At 70.3% G+C, this 13,209-nt stretch carries 11 protein-coding genes and 2 pseudogenes; 3 read left to right on the top strand and 10 right to left on the bottom strand.

Annotated elements, in window-relative coordinates; translation table 11 throughout:
- Position 1 precedes the first annotated feature (1 nt).
- The 9 genes and pseudogenes from QAD21_RS10380 to rimP form a co-directional block, all read right to left on the bottom strand.
- Positions 2 to 657, bottom strand: a pseudogene (locus QAD21_RS10380) (4'-phosphopantetheinyl transferase).
- Entirely contained in the window at positions 654 to 1,655 is a 1,002-nt protein-coding gene (locus QAD21_RS10375) for a metallophosphoesterase (protein ID WP_269552298.1), read from the bottom strand. Before QAD21_RS10375 ends, QAD21_RS10380 begins: the two are co-directional and overlap by 4 nt.
- A gap of 28 nt (positions 1,656 to 1,683) precedes the next feature.
- Positions 1,684 to 3,036: an MATE family efflux transporter gene (locus tag QAD21_RS10370; protein WP_247451962.1), complete on the bottom strand. Its 1,353-nt coding sequence runs from the start codon at positions 3,034 to 3,036 to the stop codon at positions 1,684 to 1,686.
- A 38-nt stretch (positions 3,037 to 3,074) separates the two neighbouring features.
- Complete coding sequence (locus tag QAD21_RS10365) at positions 3,075 to 4,031, bottom strand: bifunctional oligoribonuclease/PAP phosphatase NrnA (protein WP_280361336.1); 957 nt, start codon at positions 4,029 to 4,031, stop codon at positions 3,075 to 3,077.
- The gene (gene rbfA, locus QAD21_RS10360) at positions 4,028 to 4,483 is read right to left on the bottom strand and encodes a 30S ribosome-binding factor RbfA (RefSeq protein WP_065628950.1); all 456 of its coding nucleotides are present in this window, start codon (positions 4,481 to 4,483) and stop codon (positions 4,028 to 4,030) included. Before rbfA ends, QAD21_RS10365 begins: the two co-directional genes overlap by 4 nt.
- Before the next feature lie 100 nt (positions 4,484 to 4,583).
- Positions 4,584 to 7,439 (bottom strand): translation initiation factor IF-2, encoded by a 2,856-nt coding sequence (gene infB, locus QAD21_RS10355; protein WP_280361333.1) that lies wholly within the window; start codon positions 7,437 to 7,439, stop codon positions 4,584 to 4,586.
- A 99-nt stretch (positions 7,440 to 7,538) separates the two neighbouring features.
- Positions 7,539 to 7,823: a YlxR family protein gene (locus QAD21_RS10350; protein ID WP_058250131.1), complete on the bottom strand. Its 285-nt coding sequence runs from the start codon at positions 7,821 to 7,823 to the stop codon at positions 7,539 to 7,541.
- A gap of 101 nt (positions 7,824 to 7,924) precedes the next feature.
- Positions 7,925 to 8,934: pseudogene (gene nusA, locus QAD21_RS10345) on the bottom strand (transcription termination factor NusA).
- A gap of 16 nt (positions 8,935 to 8,950) precedes the next feature.
- The gene (gene rimP / locus QAD21_RS10340) at positions 8,951 to 9,544 is read right to left on the bottom strand and encodes a ribosome maturation factor RimP (protein WP_165630191.1); all 594 of its coding nucleotides are present in this window, start codon (positions 9,542 to 9,544) and stop codon (positions 8,951 to 8,953) included.
- 96 nt (positions 9,545 to 9,640) lie between these two features.
- On the opposite strand from rimP, the gene QAD21_RS10335 reads away from it, so the two are divergent.
- Together QAD21_RS10335 and QAD21_RS10330 are read left to right on the top strand one after the other, a co-directional pair.
- A complete protein-coding gene (locus QAD21_RS10335; RefSeq protein ID WP_058250128.1) occupies positions 9,641 to 10,204 on the top strand; it encodes a hypothetical protein in 564 nt (187 codons plus the stop codon).
- Entirely contained in the window at positions 10,201 to 10,686 is a 486-nt protein-coding gene (locus tag QAD21_RS10330; RefSeq protein WP_068971275.1) for a ferritin-like domain-containing protein, read from the top strand. The genes QAD21_RS10335 and QAD21_RS10330 overlap by 4 nt, the downstream gene beginning before the upstream one ends.
- A 6-nt stretch (positions 10,687 to 10,692) precedes the next feature.
- Here the strand turns inward: QAD21_RS10330 and QAD21_RS10325 are convergent, their stop codons facing one another.
- The gene (locus QAD21_RS10325) at positions 10,693 to 12,423 is read right to left on the bottom strand and encodes a proline--tRNA ligase (RefSeq protein ID WP_068971277.1); all 1,731 of its coding nucleotides are present in this window, start codon (positions 12,421 to 12,423) and stop codon (positions 10,693 to 10,695) included.
- Between QAD21_RS10325 and yaaA the strand changes: the two genes are divergently transcribed.
- Positions 12,422 to 13,204 (top strand): peroxide stress protein YaaA, encoded by a 783-nt coding sequence (yaaA, locus tag QAD21_RS10320; protein WP_189340091.1) that lies wholly within the window; start codon positions 12,422 to 12,424, stop codon positions 13,202 to 13,204. The genes QAD21_RS10325 and yaaA overlap by 2 nt on opposite strands.
- Positions 13,205 to 13,209 lie beyond the last annotated feature (5 nt).

The following is a 13,209-nucleotide window of genomic DNA, read 5'->3' as shown; positions in this document are numbered from 1 at the left end:
GTCAGGTCAGCGCGATCGTGGTGGTGATGATACCGCGCTCGACCAGCCAGCGTCCGGAGAACTTCAGCAGCGGCGGCCCACCGTCGGCGGCGGCCGGGTCGATGAGGATGCGGGAGGTGAACGTCCCGACGTCGGGGTGGACTGTTCGAAGGTGATGTGGGCGTCCTCGAAACCCAACCAGCGCTTGGCGACCGGGAACCAGGCCTTGTAGGTGGCCTCCTTGGCGCAGAACAGCAACCGGTCCCAGTGCAGGTCACCCGACCGGGTCGCGAGCACCTCGCGCTCGGCGGGCAGGCTGGTGTGCTCGAGCACACCGTCGGGCAGGCGGTCGTGCGGCTCGGCGTCGATGCCGAGGGAACGCACCGACATCGCGTAGGCGACCGTTGCGGCGCGATAACCGTCGCAGTGGGTGAGGCTGCCCACGATCCCGGCCGGCCACACGGGTGCCCCCTTGTCCCCCTTGAGGATCGGGACGGGCTCGTAGCCCAGCTCCCCCAGCGCCTGCCGGGCGCAATGCCGAACGGTGGTGAACTCGCGACGACGCTTCTCCACCGCGCGCGAGATCAGGCTCTGCTCGGCCGGCAGCAGGACGAGATCCGGTGGATCGGCGAACGCCTCCGCCGAGGCGACGCCGGCCGGCAGGAGTTGTTCGATCATCGGTTGTCCTCTCGCGCTTGCCGTTCCGCTTGCCGCTCGGCCTGTCGTGTTCGTCGTTCCGCCTGCCGCTGCTCGACCCGCTGCCGGAACTCGGCGGCCCGCTCGGCGTAGTCGGGCGGCAGATCGAACCGGACGCCGTGCTCGGGCAGATCAGAGGCGCCGAGCCCGTCTCCGGGAACGATGTTGCGCATCAGGGGGTTCGGGAGTCCCCGGCGCTTCCACTCCCGCGGGTAGCCGACCGACACCTCCTCGAACCGGATGCCGTCGTACCAGGTGGTCCGAGGGATGTGCAGGTGTCCGTACACGCAGCAGGCCGCGTTGAACTCGGTATGCCAGTCGGCGGTCAGCTCACTGCCGCACCATAGCGCGAACTCCGGGTAGATGAGCGCGTCACACGGTTCGCGGCGCAGCGGCCAGTGGTTGATGAGGACCGTCTTCTCGGCGGGGTCGATGGCCTGCAGCCGACGCCGGGTGATCTCGATCCGCGCCCGTCCCCACGCGTCGCGAGTCGGGAACGGTTCGGGTGACAGGAGGAACTCATCGGTCGCCACCACATTGCGTTCCCGGGCGAGCGCGAGCGCGGTCAGTTTGTTGGCCGTGCCCTCCGGGCGGAAGGTGTAGTCGTACAGCAGGAACATCGGGACCACGCGGACGGGATCGGAGCCATCGCCCGGATCGAACAGCGGGTAGATGTCCTCCGGGGTCACCACGCCGATGTCGCGGCAGGCCTGGACGAGGTAGTCGTACCGCGCGACCCCGAACACCTGCAGCGGGTCCTTCGCCGTCGTATACAGCTCGTGGTTGCCCGGGACCCACACGACGGTGGCGAACCGCGTCCGCAGACGACGCAGGGTGTCGACGATGTCGTCGGTGCGTTCGGCGACGTCACCGGCGACGATGAGCCAGTCGTCCGGCGAGGTCGGCCGGATGCTGTCGATGATGTGCTCGTTGCCCCGATGCGCGATGTGCAGATCGCTGATCGCCCACAGAGTAGCCACGAGGATCCATCGTGCCAGAGGATCGCGATCAGGCGCGGACCGCACCTGCCCGGCGCCATCGCCCCGAGCGGATCCGCCACACCACGGTGGCCAGACGCACGAGCATGAACACCACCAGGCCGGACCACACACCCGCGAGTCCCCAGTCGAACACGAGCGACAGCCAGATCAGCGGCAGGAACCCGATGAGGGCGCCGGCGAGGGTCGCGGTGCGCAGGAAGGCGGCGTCGCCGCTGCCGAGGAGCACGCCGTCGAGCGCGAAGACCACGCCGGCGATCGGCAACATGCCGACGAAGAACCACCAGGGCACCCCGACGGCGTCGAGGACGGCGGCGTCGGAGGTGAAGATACGCGGGATCAGCGTCGCACCGGCCGCGAAGAGGGCAGCCATCGCGGTGGCGGCGACCACGGACACCGCGGTGACGCGCCGGGCGACGGAGTCGGCTGCGCCGAGTCGTCCCGCTCCCAGCGCCGCGCCCACCAGCGCCTGGGCGGCGATGGCCACCGAGTCGAGGAACAGAGCCATGAACTCCCACAGCTGCAGCACGAGCTGGTGCGCCGCCACCTGGGCGACCCCGAATCGCGCCGCGACCGCGGCCGCCGAGACGAAGCAGATCTGGAACGACAGACTGCGCACGATGAGATCCCGCGCCATGACCAGTTGCGCGCGGATGATCGACCAGTCGGGTGCGAAGGCGCGCGAGCCGGGCCCGTGGCCGGCACCCACGGCGACCCGCCGTGCCTCGCGGACCACCCGCACGGCGAACAGCACGCCCGTCACACCCTGTCCGATCACGTTGGCCACCGCGCTGCCGTCGAGACCGAGACGCGGGAACGGGCCGACGCCGTGGACCAGTCCGACGACGAGGACCGCGGCGAGGGACAACCCGACCACGACGTAGACGACGGGACGACGAGTGTCCTGGACGCCGCGCATCCACCCGTTCCCGGCCATCGACAGCAGGATCAGCGGGACGCCGAACATCGCGATCCGCAGCCAGCCCGCCGCGTCCTCGGCCACCGCGGCGGACTCCGGCGAGGACGTCCCGACCAGCAGACGCATCACGACCGGGGCGCACGGGTAGGCGACGGCGACGATCAGGACGCCGACCGCCACCGCGATCCAGCTCGCCTGTACGCCTTCGACGACGGCGCCGGGCCGGTCACCGGAGCCGAAGCGACGCGCGGAGCGGGCGGTGGTGCCGTAGGACAGGAAGGTCAGCTGCGTGCTGACGATCGAGAGCACCAGGGTGCCGACGCCGAGAGCGGCCAGTTGTTCGCCGCCGAGGCGTCCGACGACCGCCAGGTCCAGCAGGAGGTACAGCGGCGGCGCGATGAGGACGGCGAGAGCCGAGACGGTGAGGGTGGCGATGCGTGCCACGCCCGGGGCGTCCCCGGCGTCCGGCTCCGACGCGAGGCTCAGAGCGACTCCAGCAACCTGGCGACCACCTCGTCGGCGGTACCGGTGTCGCTGTACCCGGAGGCCTGACGATGCCCGCCGCCGCCGTGCGCCCGGGCGATCGGTACGAGATCGACGATGTCCTTGGACCGCAGCGAGACCGTCCAGACACCCGGCTCGCCCTCCTTGAACACCGCTGCCACCTCGGCCTCACGGGCGGTCCGGATGGTGTCCACGACGCTCTCGGACTCCTCCCAGCTCATCCCGGCCAGCGCCTGCTGGTCGACCACGGCGTACACCAGACCCTCACCGTCGCAGGCGGTCGGTACGAGCTGCGCCGACGCCAGGACACCCGACATCATCGAGAACCAGGCGAACGGATGGGAGTCGAACAGGATCCGGCTCCACTTCCGTGTGTCGACGCCGGTCTCCAGGAGCCGGGCCGCGACCCGGAACGACGCCGGACGGGCCCAGCGGAACGAGACGGTGTCGGTGCTGAGGCCGGCGTAGATGCAGGTGGCGATGTCGGCGTCGAGTTCGACACCCAGGTCGTCGAGGACGTCGAGCACCAGTACGGCGGTGCAGTCGGCGGCCGGGTCCACCAGGTCGAGGTCGCCGAAACCGGGGTTCGAGGCGTGGTGGTCGATGACGATCGAGGTCTGCGCCGCGGTGAACGTCTCACCGAGCGAGTCCAGCCGCTCGAGGTTGGCGGCGTCGACCGCGACCACCAGTGGGTGTCCGACGACCTGCGCGGGATCGCACAGCAACTTGCCGCCGGGCAGTCCGGCGAGTGAGGCCGGGAGTTGTTCGGTGCCCGGGTAGGAGACCTCGACGTCGACGCCCCGGCGGTCGAGTGCCAGCCCCAGCGCCAGACCGCTGCCGATCGTGTCCGCATCGGGGCGGACATGACAGCAGATGGTCACCGCGGTCGCGGAGGCCAGCGTCGCGGCGATCGCCGCACTCGACGAACTGCTCACTCGCGGGTACCGGTGGTGTCGTCGTCCGCCGAGCGGTACGGGTCGGACTCCCCCGCCGGCTTCGCCTCGGCGGCGCGGCGGGCGACGAGTTCGTCGTTCGCGCGGGCGCGGGCGACGAGCTCCTCCATCTGACGCGCGGCGTCGGGAACCGTGTCGAGCACGAAGCGCAGGGTCGGGGTGAAGCGCACCCCGGTACCCGCTCCGACCTTCGACCGCAGCACGCCGGTCGCCTTCGCCAGACCCGCGGCCGCGGCCTCGAAGTCGGGTTCGGCGTCGATGGATTCGCCCATCACGGTGTAGTAGATCGTCGCATCGTGGAGATCATTGGTCACCCGGGCATCGGTGACCGTCACATACGCCAGTCGCGGATCCTTGATCTCGTGCGCGATCGCCGACGCGACGATCGACGAGATCCGCTTGGCCAGGCGCTGAGCCCGTGCCGGATCTGCCATTCCAGGACTCCTTCCATAGCGCTGCGTGCGCGCCGACCGGAGACCGGTCGGCGCGCACCACAGCTGTCGAGATGTCGTACGAGGGTGGTCGTCGCCGCGATCAGTCGCGCGGCTTCTCCCGCAGCTCGTAGGTCTCGATCACGTCGTCCACCTTGATGTCCGAGTAGGTCAGCGTGAGACCACATTCGTAGCCTTCGCGAACCTCGGTGGCATCGTCCTTCTCACGCTTGAGCGACGACACGGTGAGGTTCTCGGCGACCACCACGTTGTCGCGCAGCAGGCGGGCCTTGGCGTTACGCCGCATGATGCCCGACTGCACGAGGCAACCGGCGATGTTGCCGACCTTCGACGACTTGAAGATCGCGCGGATCTCGGCGCGGCCGAGCTCCACCTCTTCGTAGATCGGCTTGAGCATGCCCTTGAGCGCGCTCTCGATCTCGTCGATGGCCTGGTAGATCACCGAGTAGTACCGGATGTCGACGCCCTCGCGGTTGGCCAGCTCGGTGGCCTTGCCCTCCGCCCGGACGTTGAAGCCGATGATGATCGCATCCGAGGCCGCGGCCAGGTTGACGTTGGTCTCGGTGACGCCACCGACACCGCGGTCGATGATCCGCAGCGAGACCTCGTCGCCCATCTCGATGTTCAGCAGGGCCTCTTCGAGGGCCTCGACCGTACCCGAGTTGTCACCCTTGAGGATGAGGTTGAGCTGGCTGGTCTCCTTGAGAGCCGAATCCAGGTCTTCCAGGCTGATCCGCTTGCGGCTGCGTGCGGCCAGCGCGTTGCGCTTGCGCGCATTGCGCCGGTCGGCGATCTGCCGGGCGATGCGGTCCTCCTCGACGACGAGCAGGTTGTCGCCTGCGCCGGGGACCGAGGTGAAGCCGATGACCTGGACCGGACGCGACGGCAGCGCCTCGGGGACGTCGTCGCCGTGTTCGTCGACCATGCGTCGGACACGTCCGTAGGCGTCGCCGGCGACGATCGAGTCGCCGACCTTCAGCGTGCCGCGCTGGACCAGCACGGTCGCCACCGGGCCGCGGCCGCGGTCGAGGTGCGCCTCGATGGCGACACCCTGGGCGTCCATGTCCGGGTTGGCACGCAGGTCCAGCGACGCGTCCGCGGTGAGCAGGACGGCCTCGAGCAGTGCGTCGATGTTCTCGCCCTGCTTGGCCGAGATGTCGACGAACATGGCGTCGCCGCCGTACTCCTCGGGGACCAGACCGTATTCGGTCAGCTGCCCGCGGATCTTCTGCGGGTCGGCGCCTTCCTTGTCGATCTTGTTCACCGCGACCACGATCGGCACGTCGGCCGCCTGGGCGTGGTTGACCGCCTCGACCGTCTGCGGCATGACGCCGTCGTCGGCCGCGACCACGAGGATCGCGATGTCGGTCGCCTTGGCGCCGCGGGCACGCATGGCGGTGAACGCCTCGTGACCCGGGGTGTCGATGAAGGTGATCAGGCGATCCTCGCCGTTGAGGTGGGTGTTCACCTGGTAGGCACCGATGTGCTGCGTGATGCCGCCGGCCTCGCCCTCCCGGACGTTGGCCTTACGGATCGTGTCGAGCAGTCGGGTCTTACCGTGATCGACGTGGCCCATGACGGTGACCACCGGCGGACGCTGTTCGAGGTCTTCCTCGCCGCCCTCGTCCTCGCCGTAGGTGAGGTCGAAGCTGTCGAGCAGCTCGCGGTCCTCGTCCTCGGGGCTGACCACCTGGACGCGGTAGTTCATCTCCGAGCCGAGCAGCTCGAGCGTCTCGTCGTTGACCGACTCGGTCGCCGTCACCATCTCGCCGAGGTTGAACAGCGCCTGGACCAGCGAAGCCGGGTTGGCGTCGATCTTGTCGGCGAAGTCGGACAGCGACGCACCGCGGGCGAGACGGATGATCTCGCCGTTGCCGCGCGGCAGCCGGACGCCACCGACGGCCGGTGCCTGCATGTTCTCGTACTCGGCGCGTTTCGCCCGCTTCGACTTGCGACCACGGCGCGGTGCACCACCGGGACGACCGAAGGCGCCTGCTGCGCCGCCGCGTCCACGGCCGCCACCGCCACCGCCGCCGGGACGTCCGCGGAAACCGCCACCGGGAGGTCCTCCCGGTGCACCGGCTCCGCCGCCGCCGCGGTAACCACCGCCGCCGCCGGGGCCACCACGGCCTCCTCCGGCACCGCCGCGACCACCCGGACGGGCGTCAGGACGGGCCGCACGCGACGGCATGGCGCCGGGACTCGGACGCGGGGGCATGTTGCCGGGATTGGGACGGGGACCGCCCTGGCCGGGAGCGGGACGACCGCCACCGGGACGCGGACCACCCTGGCCGGCGGCGCCGGGACGGCCACCGCCGGGACGCGGACCGCCCTGACCCGGTCCGGGACGGGCAGCCGGACGCGGCGCGGGCGCCGGTGCCGACGAATACGGGTTGTTGCCCACCCGCGGCGTACGCGGACCCGGCTTCGGGCCGGGACGCGGACCCGGGCTCGACGTGGGGGCAGACGGTGCTGCCGACGCGGCCGGGGCCTGCGGCGCCGGTGCCGCGGGAGCGGGACGCGGGCTGGGACGTTCCGCCGCGGGGGCGGGCGCCGGGGCCGGGGTCTCCGCCGATGCGGGTGCGGGCTTGGGTGCGCCCGGCTTCGGCGCGTTGGTGCGCGGGCCGGGGCTCGGACGGTCGGCGACCGGCGCCGACGGGGTTGCGGGTGCACCGGGCTTCGGTGCGTTCGTGTTGCCGGACGGCTTGGGTCCGGGCTTGGCGCTCTGGCGCGGGCCGGGGGCCGGGGACGACTTGGAGTCCTTGGCTCCCCCGTCCTTGCCGGGGAACGATTCACGCAGTCGACGGGCCACGGGGGCCTCCACCGTCGACGACGCCGATTTGACGAACTCGCCCTGCTCCTTCAGACGCTCGAGCACCTGCTTGCTCGTGACGCCGAGCTCTTTGGCCAGTTCGTGCACGCGGGCTTTGCCTGCCACTGCTCTCCTCACTTGGAGGCCAAGCGGCTCACCCGCTACGGCCTCGATTTAAGTCCGGTACATGCTCATCGTGACTTCACGGTGTGCTCATGTCTTCTGCTACCTGTTCCGGCTCCGGGGAGCCATCCTCTGGTGGGTGATCGCGCCGAGCTGTTCGGTGAGATCGTCCGGGTCCACGGTCAGACCGGGGGTCCGGAGTGCCGCGGCGAAGGCCCGGCGTCGCGTCGCGGTGGAGATGCACTCCGACCGCGCGTGCAGCCACGCGCCTCGTCCCGGCATGGTCTTCGCGGGATCGACCACGACTGTCGGGGTGTCACCGCACAGCTGTGCGACGACACGGACCAACTCGCCGGCCTCTGCCCGCTGCCGGCAACCGATGCACATCCGGATGGGTGTGCCGCCGGCTCGCGAACGGGGGGCGGATCGCTGAACCATCGATCAGTCTAGCGCGAGCGGGCCCGGCGGGGACAATCGGCCGCTGCGCGTCACTCCGGCCCGCCCTCGGCCGCCGGCGCGGCGTCGGACCGGATGTCGATCCGCCACCCCGTGAGCCGGGCCGCGAGCCGGGCGTTCTGGCCCTCTTTGCCGATGGCCAGCGACAGCTGATAGTCCGGGACGATGACCCGCGCGCCTTGGCGGCGGCGTCGACGACCGTCACCGAGACAACCTTCGCGGGCGACAACGCATTCCCGACGAAGACCGCCGGGTCGGTGTCGAAGTCGATGATGTCGATCTTCTCGCCGGCGAGTTCGCTCATCACGTTCCGTACGCGCTGGCCCATCGGACCGATGCACGCGCCCTTCGCGTTGAGGCCGGCCACGCCGGTGTGCACCGCGATCTTCGACCGGTGGCCGGCCTCGCGCGCCACGGCGACGATCTCGACGCTGCCGTCCTCGATCTCGGGCACCTCGAGGGAGAACAGTTTGCGCACCAGGTTCGGATGGGTCCGGGACAGGGTGATCTGCGGACCGCGCGGTCCGCGGCTCACGCCGACGACGTAGCACTTGATCCGGTCGCCGTGGGTGTAGACCTCGCCCGGCACCTGCTCGGCCGGCGGGATGATCCCCTCCGTCGAGTTGGCGTCACTGCCGATCTGGACGACGACCATCCCGCGCGCATTGGCGCGCGAGTCCTGCTGCACGACGCCGCCGACGATCTCACCCTCGTGGGCGACGAGGTCGCCGAAGTTCTTCTCGTTCTCGGCGTCGCGCAGGCGCTGGAGGATGACCTGCCGTGCGGTCGTCGCCGCGATGCGGCCGAAACCCTCGGGGGTGTCGTCCCATTCGTGGACGACGTTCCCGTCCTGGTCGACCTCCTGCGCCATCACGCGGACGGCGCCGGACTTGCGGTTGACGTCGACACGGGCGTGCGGTGCAAAACCGTCGGTGTGTCGGTAGGCCGTCAGCAGAGCGGTCTCGATGGCGGTGATGACGGTCTCGATCGAGATGCCCTTGTCGGCCTCGATCATGCGCAGGGCGGCGATGTCGATGTTCATGTCGTCGGTCTCCTATTCACTTGTCGTGTTCATTTGTGGTGTTCAGTTGTCGCGCGGCGGGGGCGCGGCGCGCTTCGATCTCGTCGGGTTCGAGGCCGCACAGTTCGAGCTCGCGGACGCTCGGCTGAGAGAAATCCACCTGCACCACGGCTTTGGTCACCGAGGCGAGGTCGACGGTCTCCACCGCGATCCGCCCCTTGTGGTTCGCGACCACCTCGACCGCCGGCGCCGGGTCGTCGAGCAGCCTGCCGATGCGTCCGGCGACGGTGCGCGGCTGCGATCCGGGTCCGCCGTCGACCTCCACGACGACGCGCCGACCGGTGTTGCGACGCCAGTGCCGGGGCAGGGTCAGCGGGCTGTCGACGCCGCGCGAGGTGACCTCGAGCACATAGGCGAGGTCGGCGAAGTCGGGCGTGGCGTCGAGGAGGTCGGAGATCTCGGTGCTGAGTCCGGCGAGGACGTCGAGGTCGCTGCCACCGTCGCGGTCGACCACGATCGACAGTTCCTCCTGGCCGTCCCGGCTGCGCACCGTGATGTCCTCGAGGTCGAATCCCCGCTCGGCGACGAGCTTTTCGACGAGTTCGCGCACCTGCGTCGGGCTGATCGGCATGCCACTCCCCTCGTCTTCAGTTGTCGGGCCGTGCCGGGTCTCGCACGACGTTGCTCCGAACATCCTAGTGGATCGATCGCGCGGAGAACTGCTGGCATGATGTCCCGGGTGAGCATGCCCCCGATCGAGCGACGGACCCTGCGGCACCCGATCGACCGGCGCACCGCCTTGCGCGGCGGACTCCTCGCGGGCGCCGTCGTCGTCGGTGCCGGGGCGGCCGGCGTCGGACTGACCGGTTGCGATTCGTCGCCCTCCGCGGAGACCCTGCTGGCCGAGAGCCTGGTGCCCCTGGTGCGCTCGGCGTCCGCGGACGAGAGCACCGCGCGCGCCCTGGTCGCCGTCGAGCCCGCCTACGCCACCGCACTCGGTGTCGTGGCCGATCAGCGCGCCCAGCACGCTCGCGCACTGCGCGAGGAGATCATCCGGCTCGACCAGGAGGTGGCGGCGACACTCGACCGTCCCGCCACCTCGGCGACCGCCTCGACATCCCCGGCGGGTGCCCCACCGGCGGCACCGTCCCTGGCTCGACTTCGCGTCGATCTCGACGCCGCGGCCGGGCAGGCCCGCCGGGTCGCGCTCGGCGCCGCCGGGTACGCAGCCGGGCTGACCGGGTCGGTCGCCGCGGCCGTCACTTCGATGCGAGAGGTGCAACTGGCATGACGTCCCCCGTGAACACACCGGCGTCGAACTCACCGGCCGCGCAAGCAGATCCCGACGACCCGTTGGTCGTCGCCGCCGAGACCGAGAACGCCGCGATCTTCACCTACGGCGTCATCACCGCCTTCGTCGCCGCCTCCCGTCGACGAACCGTCGCCGAGTACGCCGACGCCCATCGCGCCCGACGCGACGAGATCGACCGGACGATCGAGGCGGCGGGGAACACACCGCCGCTGGCGGCCGCCGGCTACACGCTGCCGGTCGAGGTCACCGACCCGACCACGGCGGCCCGCGCCGCGCTCGGCGCCGAGATCGACTGTGCGAGCGCCTATCGTGCGTTGCTGGAGCAGGCCGACGACGAGACCGGACGCCGGATCGGCGCCGACGGGCTGTCGGAGAGCGCGGTGCGCGCCGCGCGCTGGCGGGTGGCTCTGCAGGAGAGCCCGGTCACGGTGGCGTTCCCCGGGTCTCCCGCAGACGGCTGAGCCGCCTCAGCCGCGGGCGGCCGCCACCACCGCGTCGACCGCGGTGTCGACCGCGACCTCGGTGGCCTCACCGGTGAAGCGGTCGCGGATCTCGATGGTGCCGTTGGCATATCCGCGACCGACGACCACCACGGTCGGCATCCCCAGGAGTTCGGCGTCCTTGAACTTCACTCCGGGCGACGCCTTCCGGTCGTCCAGGAGCACCTCGAGACCGGCCGCGTCGAGGTCGGCGGCGAGCTGCTCGGCGCCGGCGACGGCGGCCTCGTCCTTGTTGGCGATGACGAGGTGAACCGCGAACGGCGCCACCGACTTCGGCCAGCGCAGGCCCTTGTCGTCGTGGGACTGCTCGGCGATGACCGCGACGAGGCGCGACACCCCGACACCGTAAGAACCCTGGGTCAGGCGGACCGGCTTGCCGTTCTCGCCGAGGACGTCCACCTCGAAGGCGTCGGTGTACTTCTGGCCGAGCTGGAAGATGTGCCCGATCTCGATGCCCTTGGCACTCACCAGCGGTCCGGCGCCGTCCGGCGACGGATCGCCGTCGCGGATCTCGGCGGCCTCGACCGTCCCGTCGGGCGTGAAATCGCGGCCGGCGACCAGACCGACGTAGTGCCGGCCCGGCTCATCGGCGCCGGTGATCCAGGACGTCCCCTCGACCACCCGCGGGTCGACGAGGTAGCGGATGCCGTTCTCGGCCAGCGCCTTCGGTCCGATGTATCCCTTGACCAGGAACGGGTTGGCGGCGAAGTCGGCGTCGGTGAGCAATTCGACCTCGGCGGGTTCGACGGACGCCTCGAGACGCTTGAAGTCGACCTCGCGATCGCCCGGAACACCGATGCCGGTGATCTCCCAGTCACCGCCCGGCACACGGAGTTTCACGAGCACGTTCTTGAGGGTGTCGGCGCCGGTGTACTGACCGTCGAGCGTCGCGTTCGCCCAGTCGACCAGGCTGTCGATCGTCGGGGTACCGGGCGTGTCGTGGACGACCGCCGCGGGCAGGTCGTCGTAGGGCAGCGGGTCGGGCGCGCGGGTGATGACCGCTTCGACGTTGGCGGCGTAGCCGGATTCGACGCATCGCACGAACGTGTCCTCGCCGACCGCCGACTCGGCCAGGAACTCCTCGGAGGCGCTGCCACCCATCGCGCCGGAGGTCGCGGCGACGATGACGTACTCGATCCGCAACCGCTCGAAGATCTTCTGATACGCCTCACGGTGCGCGTTGTAGGCGGTCTTGAGTCCGTCGTCGTCGAGGTCGAAGGAGTAGGCGTCCTTCATCACGAACTCACGTCCGCGGAGGATGCCCGCGCGCGGCCGTTCCTCGTCGCGGTATTTGGTCTGGATCTGGTAGAGGATGACCGGCATGTCCTTGTACGACGAGTACTCGCCCTTGACCAGCGTCGCGAACAGTTCCTCATGGGTCGGGCCGAGGAGCATGTCGGCACCCTTGCGGTCCTTGAGGCGGAAGAGCGAGTCGCCGTATTCGGTCCAGCGGTTGGTGGTGTCGTAGGGCTCGCGGGGCAGCAGGGCGGGCAGCAGGATCTCCTGGCCGCCGATGGCGTTCATCTCCTCGCGGACGACGTTCTCGATCGCCTTCAGCACGCGTAGACCGAGCGGCAGCCACGAGTACACACCGGGCGCGACTCGGCGGATGTAGCCGGCTCTGACCAGCAGCTTGTGGCTGGGGACCTCCGCGTCGGCGGGGTCGTCGCGCAGGGTCCGCAGGAACAGGGTCGACATGCGTGTGATCACGACCAACCAGCTTAGTTATGGTGTTGCGGTGCTCGTCATCCTGCCTCCCTCCGAGACAAAATCCGACGGCGGGCGCGGCGCTCCCCTGGATCTCGACACGCTGTCCTTCCCCGAGCTGAACCCGGTCCGCAAGCAGGTCGCCGACGCGCTCGTCGCCCTGGCCGCCGACCTCGAGGCCAGTCGTACCGCGCTCGGGCTCGGCGCCACCCAGCTCGACGAGGTCGACCGCAACGCCGACCTGTGGCTGTCCCCCACCCGGCCGGCTCTCGAGCGCTACACAGGCGTCCTCTACGACGCCCTCGATCACCGGTCGCTGACCCGGGCGGGCAAGACCAAGGCCGCCGACCGGCTGGCGATCGGGTCGGCGCTGTTCGGTGTCGTGCGGGCACCGGATCCGATTCCCGCGTATCGACTCTCGGGCGGGTCCAAGCTGCCCGGGATGCCGACCCTGGCGGCGCTGTGGAAACCGGACCTGTCCCCCGCGCTGGACGCGGTCGACGACTTCGTCGTGGACCTGCGCTCGGGCGTCTACCACCAGCTCGGTCCGATGCGCGGCGCGGTGACGGCGACCGTGATGACCGAACAACCGGACGGCTCACGCAAGGTGGTCAGCCATTTCAACAAGCACTACAAAGGTCTGATGGCCCGCGAGCTGGTCCGCACGCGGCGTTCCGTACGCGACGTGAACGGTGTGGCCGCGGTCCTCGCCGACGCCGGGCAGCGGGTCGAGATCGAAGCGCCGGACCGCATCGTCGTACTGACCGACTGACCCGG

The organism is Gordonia sp. SMJS1, assembly GCF_029866425.1.
Classification (GTDB): Bacteria; Actinomycetota; Actinomycetes; order Mycobacteriales; family Mycobacteriaceae; genus Gordonia; species Gordonia hongkongensis.
The sequence above is the reverse complement of the archived record's forward strand: the minus strand, read 5'-3'. Positions and strand labels throughout refer to the sequence as shown.

What these genes read in the sequence shown, in the direction of transcription:
- QAD21_RS10350 (WP_058250131.1), bottom strand. Translation starts at nt 7,823, where the DNA reads ATGTGCATCGGTTGCCGGCAGCGGGCAGAGGCCGGCGAGTTGGTCCGT.
- QAD21_RS10330 (WP_068971275.1), top strand. Translation starts at nt 10,201, where the DNA reads ATGACGTCCCCCGTGAACACACCGGCGTCGAACTCACCGGCCGCGCAA.
- QAD21_RS10335 (WP_058250128.1), top strand. Translation starts at nt 9,641, where the DNA reads ATGATGTCCCGGGTGAGCATGCCCCCGATCGAGCGACGGACCCTGCGG.
- rimP (WP_165630191.1), bottom strand. Translation starts at nt 9,544, where the DNA reads ATGCCGATCAGCCCGACGCAGGTGCGCGAACTCGTCGAAAAGCTCGTC.
- QAD21_RS10325 (WP_068971277.1), bottom strand. Translation starts at nt 12,423, where the DNA reads ATGTCGACCCTGTTCCTGCGGACCCTGCGCGACGACCCCGCCGACGCG.
- rbfA (WP_065628950.1), bottom strand. Translation starts at nt 4,483, where the DNA reads ATGGCAGATCCGGCACGGGCTCAGCGCCTGGCCAAGCGGATCTCGTCG.
- yaaA (WP_189340091.1), top strand. Translation starts at nt 12,422, where the DNA reads ATGCGTGTGATCACGACCAACCAGCTTAGTTATGGTGTTGCGGTGCTC.